Origin of the sequence: Pleurocapsa sp. FMAR1 (assembly GCF_963665995.1) — a bacterium.
Lineage (GTDB): Bacteria > Cyanobacteriota > Cyanobacteriia > Cyanobacteriales > Xenococcaceae > Waterburya.
This window is the reverse complement of sequence record NZ_OY762512.1, coordinates 3,688,199-3,712,546: the sequence shown is the minus strand read 5'-3', so window position 1 is coordinate 3,712,546 and position 24,348 is coordinate 3,688,199. Positions and strand designations below refer to the sequence as shown.

The 24,348-nt window shown below is 39.9% G+C and carries 21 protein-coding genes and 1 tRNA gene; 9 read left to right on the top strand and 13 right to left on the bottom strand.

The window, feature by feature from the left end:
- Positions 1-37 precede the first annotated feature (37 nt).
- Both SLP02_RS18095 and SLP02_RS18090 read left to right on the top strand, forming a co-directional pair.
- On the top strand, positions 38-3,397 hold the full coding sequence (locus SLP02_RS18095; RefSeq protein ID WP_413467398.1) for a DUF1156 domain-containing protein: 3,360 nt from the start codon (positions 38-40) through the stop codon (positions 3,395-3,397).
- Positions 3,398-3,423: 26 nt separating this feature from the next.
- Entirely contained in the window at positions 3,424-3,684 is a 261-nt protein-coding gene (locus SLP02_RS18090) for a hypothetical protein (protein ID WP_319422129.1), read from the top strand.
- A gap of 17 nt (positions 3,685-3,701) precedes the next feature.
- Here the strand turns inward: SLP02_RS18090 and SLP02_RS18085 are convergent, their stop codons facing one another.
- Positions 3,702-4,163: a type II toxin-antitoxin system VapC family toxin gene (locus tag SLP02_RS18085; protein ID WP_319422128.1), complete on the bottom strand. Its 462-nt coding sequence runs from the start codon at positions 4,161-4,163 to the stop codon at positions 3,702-3,704.
- A complete protein-coding gene (locus SLP02_RS18080) occupies positions 4,163-4,462 on the bottom strand; it encodes a hypothetical protein (RefSeq protein WP_319422127.1) in 300 nt (99 codons plus the stop codon). Before SLP02_RS18080 ends, SLP02_RS18085 begins: the two co-directional genes overlap by 1 nt.
- A gap of 126 nt (positions 4,463-4,588) precedes the next feature.
- Here SLP02_RS18080 and SLP02_RS18075 point away from each other — a divergent pair, with 126 nt between their 5' ends.
- A complete protein-coding gene (locus tag SLP02_RS18075) occupies positions 4,589-7,972 on the top strand; it encodes a Swt1 family HEPN domain-containing protein (protein ID WP_319422126.1) in 3,384 nt (1,127 codons plus the stop codon).
- Positions 7,973-8,418: 446 nt separating this feature from the next.
- Here the strand turns inward: SLP02_RS18075 and SLP02_RS18070 are convergent, their stop codons facing one another.
- The 3 genes from SLP02_RS18070 to SLP02_RS18060 all read right to left on the bottom strand — a co-directional run bounded on the left by SLP02_RS18070 (position 8,419) and on the right by SLP02_RS18060 (position 10,451).
- A complete protein-coding gene (locus SLP02_RS18070) occupies positions 8,419-9,537 on the bottom strand; it encodes a hypothetical protein (RefSeq protein ID WP_319422125.1) in 1,119 nt (372 codons plus the stop codon).
- 114 nt (positions 9,538-9,651) lie between these two features.
- Positions 9,652-9,724 (bottom strand) — tRNA-Thr (locus tag SLP02_RS18065).
- Positions 9,725-9,803: 79 nt separating this feature from the next.
- The gene (locus SLP02_RS18060; protein ID WP_319422124.1) at positions 9,804-10,451 is read right to left on the bottom strand and encodes a response regulator transcription factor; all 648 of its coding nucleotides are present in this window, start codon (positions 10,449-10,451) and stop codon (positions 9,804-9,806) included.
- A 408-nt stretch (positions 10,452-10,859) separates the two neighbouring features.
- On the opposite strand from SLP02_RS18060, the gene SLP02_RS18055 reads away from it, so the two are divergent.
- A complete protein-coding gene (locus tag SLP02_RS18055) occupies positions 10,860-11,444 on the top strand; it encodes a nitroreductase family protein (protein WP_319422123.1) in 585 nt (194 codons plus the stop codon).
- A gap of 82 nt (positions 11,445-11,526) precedes the next feature.
- Here the strand turns inward: SLP02_RS18055 and ligA are convergent, their stop codons facing one another.
- Both ligA and SLP02_RS18045 read right to left on the bottom strand, forming a co-directional pair.
- The gene (gene ligA, locus SLP02_RS18050) at positions 11,527-13,554 is read right to left on the bottom strand and encodes an NAD-dependent DNA ligase LigA (RefSeq protein WP_413467397.1); all 2,028 of its coding nucleotides are present in this window, start codon (positions 13,552-13,554) and stop codon (positions 11,527-11,529) included.
- Between the two features lie 62 nt (positions 13,555-13,616).
- Positions 13,617-13,757: a hypothetical protein gene (locus SLP02_RS18045; RefSeq protein WP_319422121.1), complete on the bottom strand. Its 141-nt coding sequence runs from the start codon at positions 13,755-13,757 to the stop codon at positions 13,617-13,619.
- 90 nt (positions 13,758-13,847) lie between these two features.
- On the opposite strand from SLP02_RS18045, the gene SLP02_RS18040 reads away from it, so the two are divergent.
- From SLP02_RS18040 to SLP02_RS18030, 3 genes are all read left to right on the top strand, one after another.
- Positions 13,848-14,654, top strand: coding sequence for a biotin--[acetyl-CoA-carboxylase] ligase (locus SLP02_RS18040; RefSeq protein WP_319422120.1), 807 nt, complete (start codon positions 13,848-13,850; stop codon positions 14,652-14,654).
- Positions 14,655-14,772: 118 nt separating this feature from the next.
- Positions 14,773-15,045, top strand: a complete 273-nt coding sequence (locus SLP02_RS18035) for a type II toxin-antitoxin system Phd/YefM family antitoxin (RefSeq protein ID WP_319422119.1) — start codon at positions 14,773-14,775, stop codon at positions 15,043-15,045.
- 6 nt (positions 15,046-15,051) lie between these two features.
- Positions 15,052-15,306, top strand: a complete 255-nt coding sequence (locus SLP02_RS18030; protein ID WP_319422118.1) for a Txe/YoeB family addiction module toxin — start codon at positions 15,052-15,054, stop codon at positions 15,304-15,306.
- 160 nt (positions 15,307-15,466) lie between these two features.
- Here the strand turns inward: SLP02_RS18030 and SLP02_RS18025 are convergent, their stop codons facing one another.
- The 5 genes from SLP02_RS18025 to SLP02_RS18005 all read right to left on the bottom strand — a co-directional run bounded on the left by SLP02_RS18025 (position 15,467) and on the right by SLP02_RS18005 (position 21,539).
- Positions 15,467-16,801, bottom strand: a complete 1,335-nt coding sequence (locus tag SLP02_RS18025; RefSeq protein WP_319422117.1) for a deoxyguanosinetriphosphate triphosphohydrolase family protein — start codon at positions 16,799-16,801, stop codon at positions 15,467-15,469.
- A gap of 83 nt (positions 16,802-16,884) precedes the next feature.
- Positions 16,885-17,100, bottom strand: coding sequence for a hypothetical protein (locus SLP02_RS18020; RefSeq protein ID WP_319422116.1), 216 nt, complete (start codon positions 17,098-17,100; stop codon positions 16,885-16,887).
- Between the two features lie 226 nt (positions 17,101-17,326).
- A complete protein-coding gene (locus SLP02_RS18015; RefSeq protein WP_319422115.1) occupies positions 17,327-19,138 on the bottom strand; it encodes an aspartate kinase in 1,812 nt (603 codons plus the stop codon).
- Positions 19,139-19,255: 117 nt separating this feature from the next.
- On the bottom strand, positions 19,256-20,617 hold the full coding sequence (der, locus tag SLP02_RS18010; protein ID WP_319422114.1) for a ribosome biogenesis GTPase Der: 1,362 nt from the start codon (positions 20,615-20,617) through the stop codon (positions 19,256-19,258).
- 205 nt (positions 20,618-20,822) lie between these two features.
- Positions 20,823-21,539, bottom strand: a complete 717-nt coding sequence (locus tag SLP02_RS18005; RefSeq protein ID WP_319422113.1) for a hypothetical protein — start codon at positions 21,537-21,539, stop codon at positions 20,823-20,825.
- A gap of 530 nt (positions 21,540-22,069) precedes the next feature.
- Between SLP02_RS18005 and SLP02_RS18000 the strand changes: the two genes are divergently transcribed.
- Both SLP02_RS18000 and SLP02_RS17995 read left to right on the top strand, forming a co-directional pair.
- Positions 22,070-22,909, top strand: a complete 840-nt coding sequence (locus SLP02_RS18000) for a DUF2382 domain-containing protein (protein ID WP_319422112.1) — start codon at positions 22,070-22,072, stop codon at positions 22,907-22,909.
- Between the two features lie 251 nt (positions 22,910-23,160).
- Complete coding sequence (locus tag SLP02_RS17995; RefSeq protein ID WP_319422111.1) at positions 23,161-23,403, top strand: LapA family protein; 243 nt, start codon at positions 23,161-23,163, stop codon at positions 23,401-23,403.
- Positions 23,404-23,519: 116 nt separating this feature from the next.
- Here SLP02_RS17995 and SLP02_RS17990 read toward each other — a convergent pair whose 3' ends face one another.
- Entirely contained in the window at positions 23,520-24,275 is a 756-nt protein-coding gene (locus tag SLP02_RS17990; protein WP_319422110.1) for an SDR family oxidoreductase, read from the bottom strand.
- Positions 24,276-24,348: the final 73 nt, after the last annotated feature.

The following is a 24,348-nucleotide window of genomic DNA, read 5'->3' as shown; positions in this document are numbered from 1 at the left end:
AATGCTAGGACAGTTGGTTGTTCTATCTGCCAACTTCATGACCTACCGCAAAAAACTAATCGAAGTTTCCATGCCTCTTGAGGCAATAAACCAAGAGTCAGCCAGGGAAAAATCGATTCGGCACGGACATCCTTCTACGCTTCATTTGTGGTGGGCAAGACGACCTCTAGCAGCTTGTCGGGCGGTATTATTTGCTTCATTGGTAGACGATCCTTCAGCACATCCAGACAAGTTCCCCACCGAAGAGGAACAACAAGTAGAAAGACAGCGACTACATGATCTGATTGGGAAGATCGAGATAGAAGAAAAAAGTGGAAAGTCCAAGCAGGTAGTACGAGGCTTGGTTTCCTGGGATGATATTAAAACCAATGAAAGGGGCATCTCGCCCATCATTGAAGCAGCACAGAAAGAGATTGCTCGTTGTTTGGCATGGGATAATAATCACGAACCACCTACCGAACCCGAAGCAGTCAGAAACTATTTACAAGAATACGCTCCACCAGTTTACGATCCTTTCTGTGGTGGCGGTTCGATACCTTTGGAAGCTCAAAGATTGGGCATTGAGGCTCATGGTAGCGATTTGAACCCTGTGGCTGTATTGATTACCAAAGCTTTGATAGAAATTCCCCCTAAGTTTAAAGATAAACCACCAGTCAATCCAGAAGCGCGTAAAACCAAAGACATTAATCAATGGCGAGGAGCGCAGGGACTAGCGGAAGATGTGCGCTATTACGGTAAGTGGATGCGAGATGAGGCTGAAAAACGTATCGGTCATCTTTATCCGAAGGTTTACCTCACCCCCCAGCCCCCTCTCCTATTAAGAGAGGGGGAGAAGAAAAAATGTGAGGTTTCCCCTGAGTTGCAGAAAAAGATGACGGAAATTGCTCGCAAGTTACGCAGAGAACAAACAGCAAGTGAGGCTATTCTCTGGGAAGCTTTGAGAAATCGTAAGTTGGAAGGAAGAAAATTTCGTCGTCAGCACCCTATTGGTCAGTTTGTAGTTGATTTTTATTGTGATGTTGAGGGTTTAATTGTAGAAGTTGATGGTAGTGTTCACGAATTGCCAGAACAGCAAGAATTAGATCGGCAGCGTCAGGTTTTACTTGAATCATTGGGTTTGCGTTTTGTTCGTTTAACAGCCAAACAGGTAGAAAACGATCTTTTATCAGCATTAGATACTATACGGAGTGCTTTGTCCTCATCCCCTGAAAATTGTTCCCTCTCCTCCCAGGAGAGGGCTAGGGTGAGGTCAGAAGAAGCTACCGTAATTGCTTGGTTGTGGGCGAGAACGGTTAAATGCCCCAATCCTGCTTGTGGTTGTCAAATGCCTTTAGTTCGTTCTTTTCAGCTTTCTAAGAAAAAAGGTAAAGAGGCTTGGGTAGAACCAATTATTGATAACAGTCAAAGTCCGCCAGTAATTAAGTTTGAAGTTAAAACTGGTGAAGGTGAACCAATTGAAGGAACAACTAGCCGCAAGGGTACTGTATGTCTTGCTTGTGCTACTCCTAACAATCTCGACTATATCCGTAGCGAAGGAAAAGCAGGACGAATGGATGCTCAATTGATGGCAATTGTAGCTGAAGGCGACAGAGGAAGAATTTATCTACCTCCTAATGACGAACATGAGAAGATTGCTGCTTCAGCAAAGCCAGAATGGAAGCCTGAAACAGAATTATCTACCCATCCTCAGTATATGGGGACACCTCGTTATGGAATGATTAGACATTGCGATCTTTTTACCGAGCGGCAATTGGTTGCTCTAAATACTTTCAGTAATTTAGTTAGTGAAGTTAGAAAGAAAATCAAACAAGATGCGATCGCTGCTGGAATAGCTAATGATGGTTTATCGCTTAGTGGAGGAGGAACAAACGCAACGGCTTATAGTGATACCGTAGCAACTTATTTAGGACTTGCTAACAGTAAATGTGCCGATAAATGGGCTGATATTGTAGCTTGGGATAACAGCAGAGATAATGTTAGCCATGTTTTTACCAGACAATCAATTCCTATGGTTTGGGATTTTGTAGAAGCAAATCCATTTAGTAATTCTTCTGGTAACTTTAACGGAGCGACTAATTGGATTGCCAAAGTTACTGAAATTGCATCCTGCAATTCTAAGGGATTAGTTCGACAGGCAGATGCGACAAATATTTCTAGTAATCACTTAAAGCCAATAATAGTCTCCACAGACCCACCATACTATGATGCTGTTCCTTATTCAGATTTGTCCGACTTTTTCTATGTTTGGATGCGACGTTCGTTAAATAAAATTCATCCCGAACTTTTTACTACATTGGCTACTCCCAAAGAAGCAGAATTAGTAGCAGATCAATATCGTCATGGCAGTCGCAAAAAGGCACAAAAGTTTTTTGAAGATGGATTAGAAAAGGTTTTTACTCAAGTAAGAGAAACGGCTCACAATCGCTACCCTTTTTCTGTCTATTACGCTTTTAAACAAACCGAAAGTGAAGCAATACAAAACGGTACTAGTCAAAATATAGCCTCAACTGGTTGGGAAACCATGCTTGAAGGTTTGATGAGGGCTGGTTTTTCGATTACTGGTACATTACCAATGCGTACAGAACTAGCCAATAGAATGAGAGGTCAAGGTTCTAATGCTCTAGCTTCTTCAATAGTATTAATTTGTCGTCTCCGCCCAGATGATGCTCCTTCCGCTACCCGTCGTCAATTCCTCAAACAACTCCAAAAAGAATTTCCCACCGATTTAGCAACCCTACAACAAGGTAATATCGCTCCTGTAGATTTGGCTCAAGCAAGTATCGGATTGGGAATGTCTGTCTTCTCTCGCTACAGCAAGGTATTAGAAGCAGATGGTAATCCCATGCGCGTCCGTACCGCCTTACAAATAATCAACTCCTATATCGATGAATTCTTGAACGAACAGGAAGGAGAATTTGACCCCGATACCCGTTGGGCTTTGACTTGGTTTGAACAATATCAATTTGAAGAAGGACAATACGGCGATGCGGAAACCCTTTCTAAAGCTAAAAATACCAGTATCAAAGGCTTAGAAGAAGCAGGAATTCTGCTAGCTAAAAACGGTAAAGTCAGACTGCTACAACGAGAAGAATTACCCGAAAACTGGAATCCAGCAAAAGATAACCGCACTCCCGACTGGGAAGCTACCCAACACCTAATTCAAACCCTCGATAAACAAGGAGAAACTGGTGCAGCAATACTATTGGCTCAATTAGGAGACAAAGGGGAAGTCTGTCGAGATTTAGCTTATCGCCTATATGTAATTTGCGATCGCCAAGGTTGGACACAGGAGGCAATTTCCTATAACAGCTTAGTGACTTCCTGGTCAGAAATATCTCGTCTAGCTGCAATGGAACAACAGCTAGAAACAGTCGTACAGGGAGAATTAGTAGTATAAATAAGTAAACTCGATGTTCCAAAACAATGAATACTAAGCTAGTTGAATCTCTGGTTCAAGTTATTAATTCTCTTTCAGAAGAAGAAAAGAAATTACTGGAAGAAAAGCTAAAACCACAGTCAGGTTGGGAAGAACAGCGAAGCCGAATTATTAAAAGAGGAAAAATAATTAGCGATCGCAATCAAGGCAAACCTCTATCACCATCTGTAACTAAAATTATCCATCAAATGCGGGAAGAAAGAGATGAACAACTGATGCAAGCTTGTTGTCCTCAAGACGAAGATTAACGATCTAGAAGACACGATTATTCAGATTCATCTATCGATCCGACCTCCTTTGGACTAACTGAAGTGATTTCCGTGCTGAACCGTCGAAAATCTTTAACGTTAAAAGTAAGAATATGACTCAGCCGATGAACTAGCATGAATGCCACCAAACGAGTATCGTGAACATTTACTCCTTTGACTTCATAAGTTTTTACCAACCGTTCCCACTCAGGATAAATTTGCTCTGTATCGGGTAGCAAAATAAATAACTCTTTTAAACGTGCTATTTCTGCTGCTGCTTCTAAAGGAGAAATCCCTAATCCATTTTTAGCTGCGGGACGAGTCGCTACATTCCATAATTCAATCAAATTTTGTGGAGCAACAAATAAACGTTCTCCCGATCTTCTCAAAGATGCGATCGCTTCCATAGTAATGTGATAATTTGGATCGTCGGTTACTATGGTTCTGAGGAGAATATTAGTATCTAAAAGGTAGGACATTACCAGCGATCGGAATACATACTTTCTCTACTCATTGCTGCTTCACTCAATACAGGTAACTTTTTGGCTTTATGGCTTTCCGACCAGTCGCGAAACGCGGACATCCATTCATCATCAGTAGCCAAATCGAAGAAATGGTTTTTGCTAACGTCAGGTTTAGAACTCAATTCTGATAAAAACCTTTCTAAATGTGGCTTAATCTCTTCTGGAGAACGGGAAGTTATCTTCGATAATGCGCTAATTGCCTGTTCAAACTCCTGGCTATTTGATGCAGAAGTATCTTTGTGAATTTGATTCATTGTTTTACTGCGATCGATGTCCGAACTATCTGGGTATTTATTTATTATCTCATTGATGTAATTTAACTTTTGTTTGATTTTTGGGAACTCTAAGGTACAGCACCAGTAACGTTAAGGCTTCCCAACATGGCTATTACCAATAAAGAAAGAGTAGGCAGAGCATTAGACATATTAAAAGAAGGCTTATACCCCTTCGTAGAAAGGGAAATGCGTTCTGCTTATAACGAACATTGGGAAAACCATGCTCTCAGTCATTTATATGAAGACCGCAATCTCAAGCGCACTACTGCCGAACGCTTACAACAGGATGTAACCGATCTAATTAACGTATTTTTTGGTGAATGGCATAATGTCTTCAAAAAAACTTTAGGACACGCCGAAAGAAATTTGGTTGGGGAACTTAAAACAGTTCGTAACGATTGGGCGCACGGTAAAAATTTCTCTACAGATGATGCCTACCGCGCTTTAGATAGTACTGCTAGATTACTCTCTTCCATTTCTGCACCCCAAGCGGATACGGTTGAAAAACAGAAACAAGAACTATTACGTCTGCGCTTTGAAGAACAAGCCCGCCATGAAAAACGTAAGGCTACTAATGTGGTAATTGAAAGCGATCCTCAAGGCGGTTTAAAACCCTGGCGAGAAATTGTAACCCCTCACGATGATGTAGCTTCTGGACGCTTTCAACAAGCCGAATTCGCAGCCGATTTATGGCAGGTATATCTAGATGATAAAAACTGCGCCGATGAATATCGCGATCCTACAGAGTTCTTTCACCGCACCTATCTTACTGAAGGACTTAAAGATTTACTCGCTAACGCTTTAATTCGTCTCAGTGGCAAAGGGGGCGACCCCGTAATTGAACTACAAACTAACTTTGGTGGTGGTAAAACCCACGCCATGTTAGCTCTGTACCATTTGTGTTTTGGAGTTTCTGCCAAAGATTTACCTGGATGTGAAACTATTTTCACGGAAACTGGAATTGATAATCCGCCCAAAGATGTTAACACTGCTGTTCTGGTAGGAAATAAAATCGATCCTGGTACTCCCGATCGCAAAAAAGATGGCACGGTAGTTAAAACTCTCTGGGGAGAAATTGCTTGGCAACTTGGGGGCAAAGAAGGCTATGAAATGCTAGCAGAGGCAGATGAAAACTCTACCAATCCTGGTGATAAGCTCAAAGACCTATTCAACCGATATTCACCTTGTCTAATCCTCATTGATGAATGGGTCGCTTATGCCCGTCAACTACATTATGAAAAGGATCTTCCCGCTGGAGATTTTGATACCCACTTTACCTTTGCTCAAACCATAAGTGAATCAGCTAAAAATGCTGACAAAACTTTACTGGTAGTTAGTATTCCCGCTTCAGATATTGAGATTGGTGGTGATAAAGGTTTTGAAGCTTTGAACCGTCTCAAAAATGCTATTGGTCGGGTAGAGTCTCCTTGGCAGCCTGCCTCCGCCGAAGAAAGTTTTCATATTGTCCGCCGTCGTCTATTCAAAGATATTATCGATCCTAGTTTATTTACTGCCCGTGATACTGTAATTCGAGCATTTAGTCAGATGTATCGCGACCAAAAAACTGAATTCCCCGCAGAATGTCGTGAGAAAGATTACGAAAGAAGAATTACAGATGCCTATCCGATTCATCCCGAACTATTTGAACGTCTATACGAAGATTGGTCTAGTTTAGACAAATTCCAACGCACTCGTGGAGTATTGCGCTTAATGGCTAAGGTCATTAGTTATCTCTGGCAAGAAAACGACAAAAATCTGATGATTCTTCCTGCCAATATACCGATGGCTGATTCTCAAGTACAGTCAGAATTAACTCGTTATCTAGACGACCAATGGCGACCGATCATCGATAAAGATGTAGACGGTACTAACTCTCTGCCTGTCGATCTCGACCGTCAACATTCTAATTTAGGACGCTATTCTGCTTGCCGTCGGGTAACTCGAACTATTTATATGGGTTCAGCACCACTACAAAAAGCTGCCAACAAAGGCTTAGATATCCGCCGAATTAAATTGGGTTGCACCCAACCAGGAGAAAACGTTGCGACCTTTGGTGATGCTCTACGCAGACTGACTAACCAAGCGACCTATCTTTATGTCGATAGTAGTGAGAGATACTGGATTGATACTCAACCCAACGTTACCCGTACTGCTGTTGACCGCGCTACCCAGTATAGAGAAGACCAAACTTGGGATGAAATTATTAGACGGCTCAAGCTAGATAGAGAGATGGGAGATTTTTCTGGTGTTCACATTGCACCTAATTCATCTTCTGATATCCCCGATGAATCAACAATGGGAGTTAGATTGGTGTTACTCCAGCCTAACCTAACCCATAGCAGCAAGGCCAAAGATAGTGATGCCCTAAAGTCCGCCAAACAAATACTCGATACTAAAGGTACTGCGCCTCGCTATTGTAAAAACCTTCTAGTTTTCCTAGCCCCCGATCAAGGTAAACAAGAAAACTTGGTGAGATTGGTAAATCAATATTTAGCCTGGGAATCAATAGTCGCCGATTCAGGCAAAAAAAATCTTAACCTTAATGGCTCACAGAAAAATCAGGCTGAGAAGAAATTAAAAGACGCAGATAAGACAGTTAAAATGTCATTGCAAGATACCTATCAATGGTTACTAGTTCCAGATCAACCAGAACCTACAGGCGACCTTGAATGGGAAGAATATCGTCTTTCAGTCAAAGATTCCCCTATCCTACAGGCTAGTCGTAAATTAGGTCATGAAGAACACCTAATTACTACCTATGCTCCTGCTCGTCTGACCCTAGAAATTCTCAATGATTATGTCTGGAAAAATGACAATCATATCGACCTTAAAACCCTCTGGAAATATCTAACTAATTACCTCTATTTACCGCGACTCAAAAACGAACAGGTTTTATTAGATGCGATCGCAGATGGAGTGGGAAAAGATTTATGTTCTTGGCAAGAAAACTTTGCTTATGCCAATGGTTTTGATGAAGCCACAGGAAAATATTTAGGATTGACAGCTGGTCAGCCAATTGTTCCCAATTTCAGCAGTTCTGATTTTTTAGTTAAACCAGAAGTAGCATTAGCCCAATTCAAATTTGAAGAAGAAGAAAGACAAAAATCAGAGTATACTTCTAATAAAAATATTGGAAATGGCAATGCAGTTCAAAGTGCTAGAGATAATTATAAAACTAATGCTCATTCCTCTAATAACAGTAGCTTGCTAAAATCTAATTCTTCAACAAATATTATCGTTGAACCACAACAGCCTAAAAAACGTTTTTATGGCTCTGTAGCATTAGATTCGGAACGAATCAACAGAGATGCTTCGCAAATAGCTGATGAAATCTTACAACATCTAACTAGTCTGGTCGGCGCAAAAGTAAAAGTTACTTTAGAAATAGAGGCTGAAGTAGAAAGCGGTATACCAGAAAATGTGATCCGCACAATTAGAGAAAATTGCCATACACTTAGGTTTGAGTCCCAAGATTTTTCAGAAGGTTAAATCAAATTAGTTTGAAATTGGAACATTTAGATCTAAACAATTTTTCTGCTTCTAAAAACTTAATTAAACTATAAAATGGTAGAAAATCGGTAGACAGTATTATTTTCAACAAGCAAAATTAAGATTACGAAAGAGATACAAGACTTTATTCGACACTTTGGGGTAGTGAAAGTCGAGAATTCAATTTTAATTAAACTCACTCTGACCAAATGTAATCGTGAGATAAATTTTCTTTAAGAAGAACTGATAATCAATGAATACAAATTAATGTCAGCAACTCCTGATATTAAACAGCTTTTGAACTTTGGGTGTAAATTGGGTGTAATTGCGTTTTGTAAACCCTAGAAATATTGCTACAAAAGGATTTGTTTGAGGACTGAAAATCCTCATGTCGGCGGTTCAAATCCGCCTCCTACCATTCATTCTATGTATATCTATCGAACATATCAATGCACAGAAGGTGGTAATGGTCGGTCGCGCCTCGACATTAGTATCTCATACATCTTCCTCTCCTGCTCTTCGTTAATCCACCTTTGGTAGGTTTGGTTGTGAACCAGATTTGAGTGCGCCATCATCCTTGACGCCATAGGGTTAGGCATAAATCCCATAGCACGAATTGCCCAGGCATGACGAATCCAAGTAGGTTTGCAAATACCGTAGCGTTTGAAAGCGCGAGTAACCCTACTGCCCAGATCGCGATTGTCCTTACCTGATACTTTGGGAAGAGATCTTGGTTTGTAAAGCTCCCACTCCTGCCACCATTCGGGATAAAGACACCAGATTTTGCGAACGCCGTAATGTGCTTTGCGGTAGCTAGAGATTAGGTGCCCTGGAGCTTTTCTAAGGCTTTTTAAATCAACATAGAATAGTTCGTGATTGCTGATGCCGTATGCCGCCATAATTCCAAAAGCATACTGCCATTCGGAGTTGGGAATACTATGGTACCACTCGACAATAGTGCGATCGCTGGGAATAGCTTTGAAGGAATTAGCCGAATTGTAGTTTCCCCGATAATTTTTTAGATCGATGTCGATCTTGGCAAAATTAGCCAGAGCTTGTGCCACCATACAAGCGCGGATTCGCTGTCGGGTATCGGGTTCGGTGGTTAGAACCAATTCTTTAAGAATGTCGTCGCTTAAAAGTTCACCTGGAGACAAACGGCGAAACATCGCTTCGTATTCATTCCTCCAAGTGATTAATGTAGAAGGATTGCGCTCGCGGCGATTGAAGTAGTCTTTTTCAAATAAATCTAGCCAGTAACTTACTGTTTGGGTGGGGCCTTCTACTTCCGAATTGAGCCACTTGTCCCAGCTAAAACGCTCTAAAGCCAAATCCGCTGCTAACTCCTGCGCCTTAATCTCCGCCATTTTGATTCCCGCCGAATTTAAGTAAACTCCGAGGGCGATAGTTTGTTGGCTGCGACGATCGCCTTTTCCTGGTTTTGGCGGCAACACTCCTCTGAGAGATAGCTTTTGACCTCTTCTAAAAATGACCACTCCGCTATGCGATTGCCTCAAGCGATCGTTAGCCTGCGTGAGAAGCCGCTCTATTTTCCCTTCAGTCATCAATCTAGATCCGATCTAATTTCGATCTAAATTTTACAGGTTTCTGGAGGTTTTTGAGGGTTTTTCGAGGTCTTCTAATAGGCTATAAAGTCGCTGCATCGCTTATTTTATCAAAGCTGGCAACAGGACTCGAACCTGCGACCGGCTGATTACAAATCAGCTGCTCTACCAACTGAGCTACGCCAGCACATCGAAATATATAATAACAGACTATTTAGTACATGAGCAAGTTTTTCTTGGGGTTAGTAAATTTTAACCCCAAATCCTTATGCCATGCTGCTTTCAATTGCCCAGCGAGCCAGTTCAGTACGATTGTTAAGACTAGTTTTATTGAGCATATTTGATACATGACTCTCAATAGTCCTCTGGCTGACGTTTAACTGTTGAGCAATTTCGCGATTTGCCATTCCCTTAGCTACTAGCTGTACTACTTTTAGTTCTGTAGGAGTTAATTCTACATTGTGAGGCACAACAATAGTAGGCACACCATCTAAACCTTTAGGACGACCTTGCTCCCAACGTTTAAGCTGACTCAGAGAAGATTCTACCTGAGCGACTAATTCTTCAGGTTCAAAAGGTTTGACCATGTATACATCTGCACCTTCATTTAACCCTTTAACTCGGTCTTGACTTTGACCTTTAGCCGAAAGAAACAATACAGGAATTCGATTGGTAACTGGTTCTTCACGGATATGTTTTACTAAAGCGTAACCATCCATTTCTGGCATCATGACATCACAAATAATCATGTCAGGAACATTTTGATCTAGAACTTCTAGAGCTTCTCTACCATTTTCTGCTGTGTCTACGTTATATCCTCTAAATTCTAAATAATCTTTAACCAGCAAAATTAAATTTGGGTCATCATCTATGAGCAGCAGTTTTTTATTATCTTTGGAGGAAGTGTCTTTCATAGGTAATAGTCTTTAGCTTTTAGCTTAGGCGCGAATCAAATTCACTTTTTGTTATCTCTCTCTATTTAATATATAAAGTATGAGAGAGATTACTGAGCGATAAATTTAAGAATATGTTAATTCAACTAGACGGCAGTAACTTAATGTTGTCTGTCACAACTGTGGAATTACACAATATACAATCTAACCTCGATCTAATTTTTCGACACCCTTTTACTGTTAAATTATGGGAAACTTAGCTTTAGTTAAAGTTTTGGTTGTCCATGACCTCAAATAGTATTATTTAAAATTCAGGGCTAGAAAATATTTAATACTTAGGTAAGATCTCTTTTTACTCCAGGTATAATTACCAGAAAAAAATAACATTTAAGAAGTTTTACTAACAAAGAATGCGCTACTTTTTTACTTATGGTTATGTTTACTGAACAGCTAACTCAAATAATAAGATCCCGTCGTTCTACTAAACCGCGTCTTTTCAATGGTCAAAAAATAAAAGATGAGATCATCTGGAAGATACTAGAAAATGCCAATTGGGCTCCTAATCATGGCTTAACTCAACCCTGGAGATATAAAGTATTTGCTGATTCTGGATTACAAAAGTTAGCTAATTTTCAAGCAGATCTATATCAAAAACTTACCCCCTCCGATAAATTTCAACCCGAAAAATGCGATCGCCTGAAGTCTAACGTGCTTAAGTCTTCTCATGTAATTGTTATCTGTATGCAACGGCAAACAACAGAAAAAATACCAGAGATCGAAGAGGTAGAAGCTGTTGCCTGTAGTGTACAAAACATGGCATTAACCGCAGCAGCCTACGAAATTTGCAGCTTTTGGGGATCGGGCGGTATTACCTACACTGAAGAATTAAAAAGTTTTCTGGGTTTGGCAGAAAAAGATAAGTGCCTGGGTTATTTATATCTGGGATATAGCGATAATCCCTGCACAAAAAGCCATCGTCAACCAATTAAAGATAAGGTGGAGTGGTTTGATTAGAGTTAGTTGTTAGTTGTTAATTGTTAGTTCGAAAGGATACCGCTGAGTCTGATTCCTGTCGTTTTGGGTCAAACGCATATTGTTAGTTGTTGAGCAATTCTAATAGTTGGGCTTCGTTTAGTTGAGGAATGCCTAGTTTTTCGGCTTTAGCTAATTTAGAACCAGCGTCTTCTCCTAATAATAGATAGTCAGTTTTTTTGCTGATCGAACCCGTTACTTTTCCTCCCGCTTGTTCTATAAGTTGTTGAGCTTCACTGCGTTTTAAACTAAGTAAAGTTCCTGTGATCACAAAAGTTTTACCTGCTAATACTTGCTGAGATTGAGCGACACTATCTAAGGTAGATTGACTAGAAACAAACTTTAATCCTGCTGCTTGTAACTGTTTAATTAAAGTTCGATTGTCCGCTATTCTTACCCATTCAAAAACTGACTGGGCTATTTCCTCGCCAATACCATAAACTGCTTCGATTGACTCAAAAGATGCCTGAGATAACTCCTCAATGGTGGGAAAGTTTTCAGTCAAGATCTTGGCGTTAACGCTGCCTACGTAACGAATACCCAAGCCATATAAAATTCTGTCATAGTCTTGATTTTTTGATTCAGCGATCGCCTGAATCAGATTCTCGGCTGATTTTGTTCCCATTCTTTCCAAGCTGGCAATTTGTTCTACAGTCAAAGTGTATAAATCGGCAACAGAATGTACTAAACTGTTTTTTATCAGTAGTATGGCTATTCTTTCGCCTAAACCGCGAATATCTAAAGCATTACGGGAAGCCCAGTGAATAATACTGCCTCGGAGAATGGCTGGACAAGAACTATTGATGCAGCGAGTAACGGCTTCATCTTGGGGGCGAACTAAAGCCGAATTACATTCAGGGCAGCTAGTTGGCATCTGATAAGGGACGGTACCATCAGGGCGTAAATCCTTGAGAACACGGACAACTTCGGGGATAATTTCTCCCGCTTTGCGAACAATCACCGTATCACCAACGCGGATGTCTAATTCCGTAACGCGATCGCTATTGTGTAGAGTTGCTCTTTGTACCGTTGTTCCCGCTAGCTGCACAGGCTGCATCACAGCCATGGGCGTTACTGCCCCAGTACGACCGACGTTGACAATAATATCTTTGACTACGGTGGGAGATTCCTCGGCAGGATATTTAAGAGCGATCGCCCAGCGAGGAAATTTTTGCGTAAACCCTAACCGTTGTTGCAGTTGATAGTCGTTTACTTTTACCACTACACCATCAGTCAGATAGGGTAAGTTTTTTCTGCCCGTATCCCACTCCTGAAAGTATGCCTCTACTTCTGCTAAAGATGCACACAGTTTACGATTAGGGTTAACCAAAAAACCCATTTGCTGTAGTATCTCTAAAGATTCCCACTGGGAATCAATTTTCTGCTGCGTACCATCAGTATGCAAAGTATAGGCAAAGAAATTTAGCTTACGTTGGGCAACGATTTTAGAATCTAGCTGACGCAGTGTACCCGCAGCAGCGTTACGAGGATTAGCAAATAAAGCCTCTCCTGACTTGCTTCTGGCTTGATTGATTGCTGCAAATACATCTAAAGGTAAAAATGCCTCTCCTCTTACCTCTACTTTTGCAGGAGGATTATTTAAACTTAACTTCAGGGGAATGGTGCGAATAGTTCTAATGTTTTGAGTAACTTCTTCCCCCGTAACTCCATCTCCACGAGTTGCACCCCTAACTAAAATACCGTCTTCGTAAGTTAAAGCGATCGCGCTACCGTCTATTTTTAACTCACATACATAGTTAAACTCAGGCATATTTTCAATCTGCTTTTGCCAGCGAGTTTGCCATTTAGCCAATTCTGCCGAGTTAAAGGCATTTTCTAAACTATATAGAGGAATATTATGTCTTACGGCAGTAAACCGCGATGCTGGCTTGTCCCCTACCCTTTGCGTAGGACTATCAGCGGTAACTAATTCAGGATATTCTGCCTCTAAATCCTGTAGCTGACGATACAGCTTGTCATATACTGTATCCTCCATAATGGGTTCATCCAAAACGTAATAGGCATAACCCGCTTTTTGAAGTTGTTCTCTCAACAGAACAACTTTTTTCTTTGTTTCAGGCGTTACGGTCATTTCATTTAGCATCGATCATTTAACATTTATCATTGGTTTGGAAGTAGGCTTAAAACCGTTAGTCAATGTTCAATAGTTATAACTCGATTACGAAAGGAGACTAAATGATGAGGAAGTTCTAGATTTTCGTATTCCTCCCAAGAGGCATCCGTAATTACCAAAGTGCGATCGCTATTTTGTGTTCCAATAGTTAATTGATTCAACAATGTTAGTCCTCTCCAGCAAGCGATCGGCTTTAATGCAATTATACTTTGTTATCTTTTTCTAATCACTCACACCATAGATAAATAACATTGGCTTTTAACCCAGAAATACACAAACAAGTTTGGCAAAAACTTAACCAGAGTCAAATTATTACTGAAATAGACAATATCTCGTTTATTCCCATATTTGTCTTCGATAGCATTAACTCTACCAATATAAAACTCTGGGAATTGATCGATCGGGGAGAAAAAGTTCCTGTAGGGGTAATTGCCCTTCAGCAAACCGCAGGTAAAGGACAATGGGGGAAAAATTGGGTTTCAGCAGATGGTGGACTATATTTATCTATTGCTCTAGATCTAGATTTAGATTTTCAAGACAATTCTCATTTAGTAATGGCGACAGCCTGGGGAATTGCTACAGTTTTACGACATCATGAGCTACCAGTAACTATTAAATGGTCGAATGATTTGATTTTAAATCAGCGTAAGTTAGGAGGGATAAAAATTGAAGCTCGTAATGTGCAGAATAAAATAGCTAAAGCAGTTGTGGGAGTGGGAATTAATTGGCGTAATTCTGTTCCTGATGTTGGTATTAGTCTTGAGTCTTATTATCGAAACAAACCCCAGCCAAACATTGCATCTCTAGAAGAATTAGCAGCAATTACTGCTTACGGAATTGTTTTCGGATATCAATATTATTTAGCAGTAGGAATTGAGCAACTATTAGCTAATTACCTAGCAATACTCGATAGTTTAGGCAAACAAGTAACAGTGAATAACTGTCCTGGGGAGGTAATGGGAGTAACTACAGATGGTAGGTTAAAAGTAAAATTGCGATCGCCTGGAGCAACCACAGAAATTAATCTCGCCCCAGGACAAATCAGCTTGGGATATTAAACAACTAATTTCGCCATTCCTAAAACAAAAAGCGATCGCTCTAAATACTAAGTAGTATTGATGTTCGACCATTTAAGTACTTGAGTGGTTAGAATAAAAAAATACTGGAATTATAGCTATGGACGCAATCACATATACTCAAGCTCGTAAAAACTTTACTACGGTAATGAATCAAGTTTGTGACGATCACACCCCAATCATTATTACTCGCCAGTCAGAAAGTCCTGTAGTCATGATTTCTTTAGAAGACTATAGTGCCATTGAGGAAACAATGTACTTACTAAGAAGTCTTAAGAATGCCCAACGCCTCTATAAGGCACTCGAACAATTAAAAGAGGATAAGTATCAACAACGAGAATTGATTGAAAAAGATGAAATAGAGTCCGCTTAATTCTCTATGGACATCATGTTTTTAGATGATGCTTGGCAAGATTATTTGTATTGGCAGAGGACAGATAAAAAAATATTTAAACGCATCAATCAATTAATCAAAGATACACTAAGAACTCCCTTTGAAGGAATCGGCAAACCCGAACCTCTTAAGTTTGATCTGTCGGGGCTTTTGTCACGTCGAATCAATCAAGAACATCGTCTAATTTACCAAGTTAAAGACGAATACATTATCATCGTTCAATGTCGTTATCATTATTAAACATTAATACTAAAAAGACAAACCAGGATCAATTAGGTGATTCTAGTTATTAATTATTAGTTATTTCAAACTAAATACTAAATAACAGTCGCCGTAAACGGCGGAACTTCAGACCCATTTATTAAATGATAATCAAGATCGAGTAGGAATTGATAATTGATTAATTGTTCCAGCTATCAAAAAAAGAGTCTTGACTAATTCCTGTCAGACGACGATATTGAATTACCGCTTCAGCTTCGCTCAATCCTGCCACAATGTCTACCGCCATGCGGGTTTTTTCTTGATTCATTTCGGTGGGGTTGGCTATATTTTCTTCAATTTCTAGAAATTCGCGCACAAAACGAGCAGGAATGAAGCTTAAATCGCGATCGCCAATTGCTCCTAAATAAATGTCAAACAGGGTTTTGATAATTCTTTTTTGTCCATATCTTTGAGTAGCCATGCGGGGATTAGAAATAACGTAAGCCCAAACAATACGTTGAAGAAACTTTAGTTCTTCTTCTCGTTGACGATTGTATCTCAAATAACCGCGATCGCCATATTTACGGCTTAACTTAACTGACTGGACATAGGTTTGAATTAATTGAGAGCTAATCCGTTTAATCTGAGCTTTTTGTTCAAAAGAACCAGGACGATATTGTCCCTTAAGATTATAGGTAGCATTAAGAAAGCGTTGAAATCGCAGAGTGTCAGCTTTAACTACCTTTGCTACGCGATTGTTAGGTAACTCCCGAAGCCATTCTAAGATAAAACGATCTAGCTCATCTCCATCTGTTGCCAACAACTCCAGAGGAATTAAACCAGCCAAATAAAAATCCTCCAAATCATGAACGCTGTAGGTAATATCGTCAGCAAAATCCATAATGCTAGCTTCAATTGATTGAGCATCATTAGCTTGTGAACGAGCAAAATCAAAGGCTGGCTGGTCTAAAGTATAGATAGAATACTTGCGATGTTTTTTAGAAGTAGGATCGGGCGATCGCAACCAAGGATATTTTAAGACTGCATTCAAGGTAGCCTTAGTCAGATTTAAACCATAATAGTCGATCCGATGGATTGCCAATCTGGTCAAGATCCGAAATGATTGAGCATTGCCTTCAAAACCATCTGCTAAACCTGCCTCTACAGCGCAAGCATCTAATTGTTCTTCGGCAGTGTGTCCAAAGGGAGGATGTCCTAAATCATGAGCTAAGGCAGCAGATTCGACTACATCAGGGTCAACTCCGCCAATCTTTTCGGCTACATCTGGCTGTTCTGCAACTAGTCTTTCTGCTAATCTACGTGCTACCTGGGCTACTTTCAGAGAGTGGGTAAGACGATTATGGAATACATGACCCTCTTGAGAAGTTACTACCTGGGTAATGTGTGCCAAACGTCGAAATGCTGAAGAATACAAAATGCGATCGCGATCGATCTGAAAAGACTTGCGACTATCTCCTGGTTTATCGCCTTGATTTCCAAAAGGATTATGTTGTCTTTGATGTCTATCCAACATGAATAATCCCTACCATCAAAAAGCGTACTTTCATCTAGATAGTACGCCTTAACAAACTTTTTAGCTGCATTTCTGGTAAAAAACTACAAAATCTCTAAATCCCAAGTAGAATTAAATTTAGCTTTTCCTTCTTCAACCAATCGCCATGCAGCTTCCTTGAGAGTACGATGAGACAGTTTTGATTGACCGCCTAAGTTAAGCCCCAAATCCTGTAGACTCATGGGCGTTTGCTGTGACTTTAATTGAGTTAATAGTAGGCTTCTTGCTTGTTTTGCTTGTTCGACAGAAGATAATTTCATTGCAGGTACTAGTCAAATTGATAATTTAGGGAATGTATACTATATGTAGCGGTTAAAGATGCTTTTTTTTACTTCAAACTCTACCTATAGTGCCACGGATCATTATGCAACAAGATTAGCAAATCTGTACCTTATTTAATAAAATTTTTTAACCGTTTCATAACATTAAATCTTTTTGATGCTGTCGAAGGTGAAAGGAAACGCACAATACAGTAACGAACCGACATTAAGCTGAAATATTTACTCGTTCTTCTCCTCCTAAACCAAAAGCCTCGTGAACTGCATTTAAAGCTTTGATTCCTTCAGATTCGGCAATCACACAGCTAATTTTAATCTCCGAGGTAGTAATCATTTGAATATTGATTTTTTCTTGAGCTAAAGCAGCAAAAAATTTAGCAGCTACCCCTGGATGCCCGATCATTCCTGCACCAACTACGCTTAATTTGGCGATCGCCGTATCCCCTGTAACGCTGCCACAGCCAATTTGTTGATTTAATTCGCTAATTAATTTACAGGCTTGTTCTGCATCTGCTTGCTCGACGGTAAAAGCAATGTCGCGAGTCGGCACATCATTCACAATATGACAACGCTGAGATTGAATAATAGCATCAACGCTAATATTCTTTTTCGCCAGTAGGGAAAATATTTGCGCTGCCATTCCTGGAGTGTCTGGGACGTGGCGTATGCCAATTTGAGCTTGTTTGGTGTCTATAGCTATTCCCCTTACGGGGGGATGTTTTCCTGGATACTTATTAACAGCTATTTCTTTTTGAGAGCTTAGATCGATATCAAAAGCCTGAGAAAGTAAATGTAAAGCGCGATCGCATTCTGATTCATTAATGACGCAGCTAACTTTAACTTCAGAAGTGGAAATCATCTGAATATTAATCTTGGCATCAGCTAGAGTCTTAAACATCTTGGCAGCAATACCAGGACGACCAATCATCCCCGCACCAGAAATAGCAACTTTAGCAATCTTGCGGTCAACCATCACTTCCGCTTCTGTGGTAGCAGCGGGATGGGTACGTAAAGAAGGTGCGATCGCTTCTGCTACTGCTTCTGCTTGTTGCAGTACTCGATTAACGACTGTAAAAGCAATGTCGTTACTGTTTCCCTCATGAATTGACTGAATGATTAAATCTACGTCAATATTACGCTGGGATATTTCCCCAAACAGACTAGCTGCCACCCCAGGAAAATCTGGTACTCTTAATAAGGCAATTTTTGCCTGATCGCGGTCTACTTCTACACCGTCAACCGCCTTGGCAATTTCCATTCCCTGTAAAGAACGAGGTTGAGGTAAACGGGATACTACTTTAGTTCCAGGCTGATTGCTCCAGCTAGATAAAACTACCAGAGGCATTCCATAATTACGAGCAATTTCCACGGCGCGGGGATGTAATACCTTTGCTCCTAAACTGGCTAACTCTAACATCTCATCAGCAGTAATTTCTGACATCAGTTGTGCAGAGGGAACAAGACGGGGATCTGTAGTCAAGATTCCAGGTACATCAGTATATATTTCGCAACGATCTGCTTTGAGTGAAGCTGCTAAAGCCACGGCTGAAGTATCTGAGCCACCTCTACCTAAGGTTGTAATTTCAAAATCTTTGATACTGCTAACTCCCTGAAAACCCGCAACTACAACTACTTCTCCTTTATCAAGGTGTCTTTGTAGGCGATCTGTAGATACCTGCAAAATTCTGGCACGATTATGTTCAGCTTCGGTGACAATTCCTACCTGCGCTCCTGTCAAGGAAATAGCTGGCTGTCCCAACTCCTGTAATGCCATACTCAAAAGAGCAATAGTAACCTGTTCTCCTGTAGATAAGAGCATATCCATTTCCCGACGGGAAGGATTATTTGATACACCCTTAGCAAGCTTGACTAAAGTATCTGTGGTTTTTCCCATCGCTGAAACCACTACTACTAAGCTGTTTCCTTGCTTTACGGTTTTTTGCACCCTATTGGCAACAGCTTGGATGCGCTCTATTGAACCAACAGATGTTCCGCCGTATTTCTGAACAACTAAAGCCATAATCTTTTCTTTCTATCCCACAGGAAGCATCGCTTATATTATCAGTTATTTGTCATAAGTTACCATGTATTAATGAGAATTGGTTGTTTGAGCAATAGCGATCGCATCACCTTAAACCTACTTAACCTTAGTTGCCTTATTCGCGCCTCTTTCCAATTCACGCATCTTCTTGCCACGCCAAATAAGTCTTACTGGCGTACCCGTAAAGCCTAGCTGATCGCGAAACTGGCGATCAATATAACGACGATAGTTATCGTTAAAACGTTTAGGCTCATTTACAAATAAAGCAATTGTGGGCGGTTGTGCGCTTACCTGTGTACCGTAATAAATTCTGCCCTGTTTTCCCTGGCGAGTAGTTGGGGGCGAATGCCAGCTAACGGCTTCTCCTAAGACTTCGTTAATTACAGAAGTGCTGACGCGACGGCGATGTGCCTCGGCTGCAATATCTACCAAATCGAGTATTTTATTGACTCGTTGACCAGTCATAGCACTAATAAAAATCGTTTGCGCCCACTCCATAAAGTAGAGACGACCCATGATTTCTTTCTTATATTCGTTGATTGTGCCAGTGTCTTTTTCAACCGCATCCCATTTATTGACGACCAAGATAACTGCTCTACCTTCGTCAATAATGCGTCCTGCCAATTTGAGATCTTGTTCGGTAACGCCATCAAGAACATCAATTACGAATAGCACCACGTCTGAGCGCCGAATAGCTTTAAAAGCACGGTTGATACCAAAGAATTCTGCACCATAGTCAACATTCTTTTTACGTCTAATACCTGCCGTATCAATCAAACGATAGGTTTGTTCTCCTCGTTGCACAATCATATCGATCGCATCACGAGTTGTACCAGACACAGGACTAACAATCGAGCGTTCTTCTCCTGTTAAAGCATTCAGCAAACTTGATTTACCTACATTCGGGCGACCAATTATAGCTACTTTGATCTCGTTATCTTCTACTAACTCATCTGGTGGAGGTAAATGAGTTAGTAGTTCATCTAATAATTCTCCTGTCCCGCTACCGTGAATGGCAGAAATGGCATAAGGTTCACCTAAGCCTAATTCCCAGAATTCCGCAGCCTGAGCCAAACCTTGTTCGATAGACTCACATTTATTAACTGCCAAGAGTACGGGGACAGATTGACGACGTAACCATTCAGCAATTTCGCGATCGCCAGCCGTTAAGCCCAATTGACCATCGACGACAAAAATTGCAGCAGAAGCATCTACTAGTGCAGCCATAGCCTGCTGGCGAATCATGGGTAAAAATTCAGTATCATCATCAAAGACAAGTCCGCCTGTATCGACAATTTGGAAGTCTCGGTCTAGCCAAAATGCGGGACGGTAAGTGCGATCGCGAGTGATTCCTGGTTCATCATGAACGATCGCCTGTTGATCTCCAGCCAAACGATTAACGAAGGTAGATTTCCCAACATTGGGTCTACCAATAACAGCTACAATAGGTAATTTCATATTCTGTTGAGACGCTACACATTACGCCTGTAAATTTGATGATTGATGAAGAGAATTAGTTTGCTTTTAGGCAAGTTAACACATATTTAATGATAATTGATTTCTGATATGTGGAGGTAGAAGGGCGATCGCATTTTAAAGCAAGAGAGTTATTTAGTTTTAATCTCGCGCAAAGGCGCAGAGGCGCGGAGAAAATGTTTTCGTGCTAGGGTTGAATGATTTTTTGCACAACAAAACTGGCTAATTGACTAATGTTTTCCGATAAAAGAATTTCACTTTCTTCATCTGATATTTCGATGTGAAATTCTTCTTCAATGCTCATTATAAAATTAATACCGTCCGAGTCTCTGACCTCATCATAACTAGAACTAGAGCTACCCCAATTAAAACTATAGATTCTACCTATACCTAAATCTTTATTGAAAATAGCATTTGACGTTATTCTCTCCTCTTCTATTTCTAATTCTTCAATAATTATATTTTTAATTCTTATAAAAGCATCAAAATCAGGATTAGCTTGTTTAAATTCTTTAAATTGCCTTTGCTCTTCTTCTTTTCGCTCTTTCTCAATTTTTTCCTCTTCTGCAATCTTTGCTAATTTTTCTGCTTTTCTAATTCTTTCTTCTTTAATTTCTCTGGCTAACCTTTGAGCTTCTAATTTTGCTCTGACTCTTGCTTCTTCGGCAATCTTGTTTCGTAATGGTTCAATTCGTAAATTCAGAATACCTCTAATAAATAAAAAATCTATTTGATATCCACTTTTAGTATATATATCTGTCGCTACTCTCCAAACGACCTCATTACTTTGATACAGAATTGTACTTAAAGTATCTTCACTACTTTTGGGTAAAAGGCTATCAATACATTGATTAACAGCATATTCTAAAATTTCGAGTTTATAGTTTTGATTTTCAACACTCATAAAAAAATTCCCAGGAAATTATCCATATTAAAATGATTCCCTTTTTCCTTCAAAACTGTATCAAATACCTTTGCGTCTTAGCGCAAAACAAAAAATCCACCAAAATAATTAAGCAGCAACTAATTATTTCTTAGTCTTGGATAACTCATTCAACAACGCGCTAACGTTAGCGATCGCATCGATGCCAAATCATTAATGTAATTTTCTTTTTAAAGCGATCGCCTTCGTATCTTCAAAATCACTTATACCAAATTAAATAGCTTTCCTCACCATTCGCCCCTACAGAAATTATCTGATGTATTCTCAATTCAAAGTGGTACTACTAGAAATTATGGCGTTGCCCAATTGTAGTGCTATACCAGTATTGTGCTTACCTATTAAGAACTCAAATACTAGTAAAGCGTCCCTGTACGCTATTACAAGAATCAGCAACGCCCAAAAGAACGATCGTCAGCATACATCCTTAGCAAGAAGAAACTCGATCAAAACTTATTTAAGCTCAGAGAAATTACTTAAATATAGTTCGACTCATGAGTTTACAATCAATTGCCGAGTTCAGCCCCGAATATTATCAAGAAAGTTCTCTCTCCAGCGATCTTGTTTCACGTCCAGTCTTTATTGCTCAAACAGATGAAGAAATAGGCACTGTCGACGATATTCTTGTAGATGAGTCTGGACGTTTCCGTTATTTAGTCCTCAATGCAGATTCATGGCTATCTGATAGAAAATTTTTACTGCCTATCGGTAAGTGTCGTGCTGCTCAAAATAACAACTCGATCGCCTTGACAGGTATTAATGGTAAACAAGATCTCGAACAGCTACCTCCCTACGAAAGCGATCGCCAAATCGATTATGACTATGAAGAAGATGTGCGAGGCATATATCGTCAACTTTTAGCAAATGACGATTCAACAATAGCTAATTATGACCGCGACAGTTACAGCTACGACAACGAACCCGAACTTTATCAAGTACCGCCAGAAGAAAACCAAACTTTCAAACTTTACGAAGAAAAATTAGTTACCCACAAAGAACGCCATGAAGTAGGAGAAGTCACCATAGGCAAACGGGTAGAAACAGAAACAGCAGAAGTAGAAGTACCTATTGAGAAAGAGAAAGTAGTCGTCAAAATACACGAGGTTGCCGAAGGGGATGTTCCTGTCGAGCCAGGAGAAGCTACATTTGAAGAAGGTGCGGTAGCTAAATTTAAAGTTTATGAAGAAACCGCAGATATTGAGAAAAAAGCATTTGTTCGTGAAGAAGTAGAGGCAAAAAAAGTGGTAGACAAAGAAGTGGTTAATGCCTCGGAAACATTACGAAAAGAGGAACTTGAGATGACAGGGGAAGAAAATATAGAAATTGAACAATAATTAGCATTAACTGTGTTGAGGAGAGTATACTCGCTCTCTTCAACAGTTAGCTCTTATTCGATCACAAATAAGAGTGAAGATGTTTCCTACTTTTGGAAATTGTAAGTTTAACTATATATAGCAATAGTTTCTATTAATCACCGTACTATGGAGGGGCGGTTTTTTTATGGCGATCGCAATATTACCTTAAAACTACCCTATGATTGAAATAGAAAAACTTCTCTAAAATCTCTAGGGATATTAAAAAAAATATGTTTGTAATAGCCATAAGACTTGTTGCCCTTTTAGCAATCTCTTATTTATTTGGTCTGCTAGTAGCTTTGTTGTTTTCGCTGTTCAATGGGGATAACGGTGGTGATGACTTTAGCCAAGGTGATCCCGATGCTCCTCAACCACCTGAACCAGGAAAAACCTTAAAGCAAAAAGGTAAGAAGCGGTTGGTGGAAGTTGATGAATTATATTATCTTGAAGAATTTGATTTGAACAAAAAATAATACCTATCTACGATTTAGCCAAAGTTAATAAAGTAGGGTGGGCAAATTTAGTTTTGAAGTGCATCTTTAAATTTAGTTCTTATTATTTGCCCACCTCAAAAGATATAGAGTAATTATTACATCGTTGTAAAAAGCTGTGACCAGTTAGTAAGAGCAGGTCTTTCTCCTTCGTTGGCAATCGAAAAAGCTTTATTGACAGTAGTGTCATAAAACAATGACTCAACGCAGACATTAGCTACGTCAACCCGACTTGCTTCACCGTTAAGATCGTCGCCAAGTTTAATCTTTACAGCTTTTTTGCCATCGGTTTTAGCACGTAATAAAGTGTTTAAGTCATAAGAAGTATATGGACCATCAATCAATCTTCCAGGGCGGATAATAGTGTAAGGTAAGCCAGAAGCAATTATGGCTTTTTCTCCCATGAGTTTGGCATCCAAAACTCCAAAAGCGTTAAGGATATTGTAAGGAAGCTCATCTTTACGTAATACGCCACAGGAAGAAACGAAAACAAACCTTTTTAAGTCTTGTGGTGCAGCAGCTAATAAATTTTTTACACCTTCTCCATCTACCGCTTCAGGGCTATTAGCAGGCTGAAATAAACTGGCAAAGTCCCATCTTAAAGATGGAAAAGCAGTTGTTCCCGTACAGCAAATAATGTAGTTGATGCCGTTAGTCGCCTCAAGTAGAGTATTTGGATAACGAATATCTCCCTCAACTATTTCTACTCTCCCTTCAAACATAGATTCGGCTTTAGATCTGTTTCTAGTTAAAGCTTGAATGCTTAAGTCTTTTGCCAATAATTTTGCTACCACAAGTTGCCCCACCCCACCAGTAGCACCAGCAACTAAAATTTTGTCTGAATTGGAAATCATATTATTTTTTATTTAAAGCTTATAAATCATTTTAGAAGCTTTTGATGATCATAGAGCGATCGCCTGAAGCTGT

Coding starts and splice junctions, on each gene's coding strand:
- SLP02_RS18095 (WP_413467398.1), top strand. CDS start 38: ATGACCTACCGCAAAAAACTAATCGAAGTTTCCATGCCTCTTGAGGCA.
- SLP02_RS18090 (WP_319422129.1), top strand. CDS start 3,424: ATGAATACTAAGCTAGTTGAATCTCTGGTTCAAGTTATTAATTCTCTT.
- SLP02_RS18085 (WP_319422128.1), bottom strand. CDS start 4,163: ATGTCCTACCTTTTAGATACTAATATTCTCCTCAGAACCATAGTAACC.
- SLP02_RS18080 (WP_319422127.1), bottom strand. CDS start 4,462: ATGAATCAAATTCACAAAGATACTTCTGCATCAAATAGCCAGGAGTTT.
- SLP02_RS18075 (WP_319422126.1), top strand. CDS start 4,589: ATGGCTATTACCAATAAAGAAAGAGTAGGCAGAGCATTAGACATATTA.
- SLP02_RS18070 (WP_319422125.1), bottom strand. CDS start 9,537: ATGACTGAAGGGAAAATAGAGCGGCTTCTCACGCAGGCTAACGATCGC.
- SLP02_RS18060 (WP_319422124.1), bottom strand. CDS start 10,451: ATGAAAGACACTTCCTCCAAAGATAATAAAAAACTGCTGCTCATAGAT.
- SLP02_RS18055 (WP_319422123.1), top strand. CDS start 10,860: ATGGTTATGTTTACTGAACAGCTAACTCAAATAATAAGATCCCGTCGT.
- ligA (WP_413467397.1), bottom strand. CDS start 13,554: ATGACCGTAACGCCTGAAACAAAGAAAAAAGTTGTTCTGTTGAGAGAA.
- SLP02_RS18035 (WP_319422119.1), top strand. CDS start 14,773: ATGGACGCAATCACATATACTCAAGCTCGTAAAAACTTTACTACGGTA.
- SLP02_RS18030 (WP_319422118.1), top strand. CDS start 15,052: ATGGACATCATGTTTTTAGATGATGCTTGGCAAGATTATTTGTATTGG.
- SLP02_RS18025 (WP_319422117.1), bottom strand. CDS start 16,801: ATGTTGGATAGACATCAAAGACAACATAATCCTTTTGGAAATCAAGGC.
- SLP02_RS18020 (WP_319422116.1), bottom strand. CDS start 17,100: ATGAAATTATCTTCTGTCGAACAAGCAAAACAAGCAAGAAGCCTACTA.
- SLP02_RS18015 (WP_319422115.1), bottom strand. CDS start 19,138: ATGGCTTTAGTTGTTCAGAAATACGGCGGAACATCTGTTGGTTCAATA.
- der (WP_319422114.1), bottom strand. CDS start 20,617: ATGAAATTACCTATTGTAGCTGTTATTGGTAGACCCAATGTTGGGAAA.
- SLP02_RS18005 (WP_319422113.1), bottom strand. CDS start 21,539: ATGAGTGTTGAAAATCAAAACTATAAACTCGAAATTTTAGAATATGCT.
- SLP02_RS18000 (WP_319422112.1), top strand. CDS start 22,070: ATGAGTTTACAATCAATTGCCGAGTTCAGCCCCGAATATTATCAAGAA.
- SLP02_RS17995 (WP_319422111.1), top strand. CDS start 23,161: ATGTTTGTAATAGCCATAAGACTTGTTGCCCTTTTAGCAATCTCTTAT.
- SLP02_RS17990 (WP_319422110.1), bottom strand. CDS start 24,275: ATGATTTCCAATTCAGACAAAATTTTAGTTGCTGGTGCTACTGGTGGG.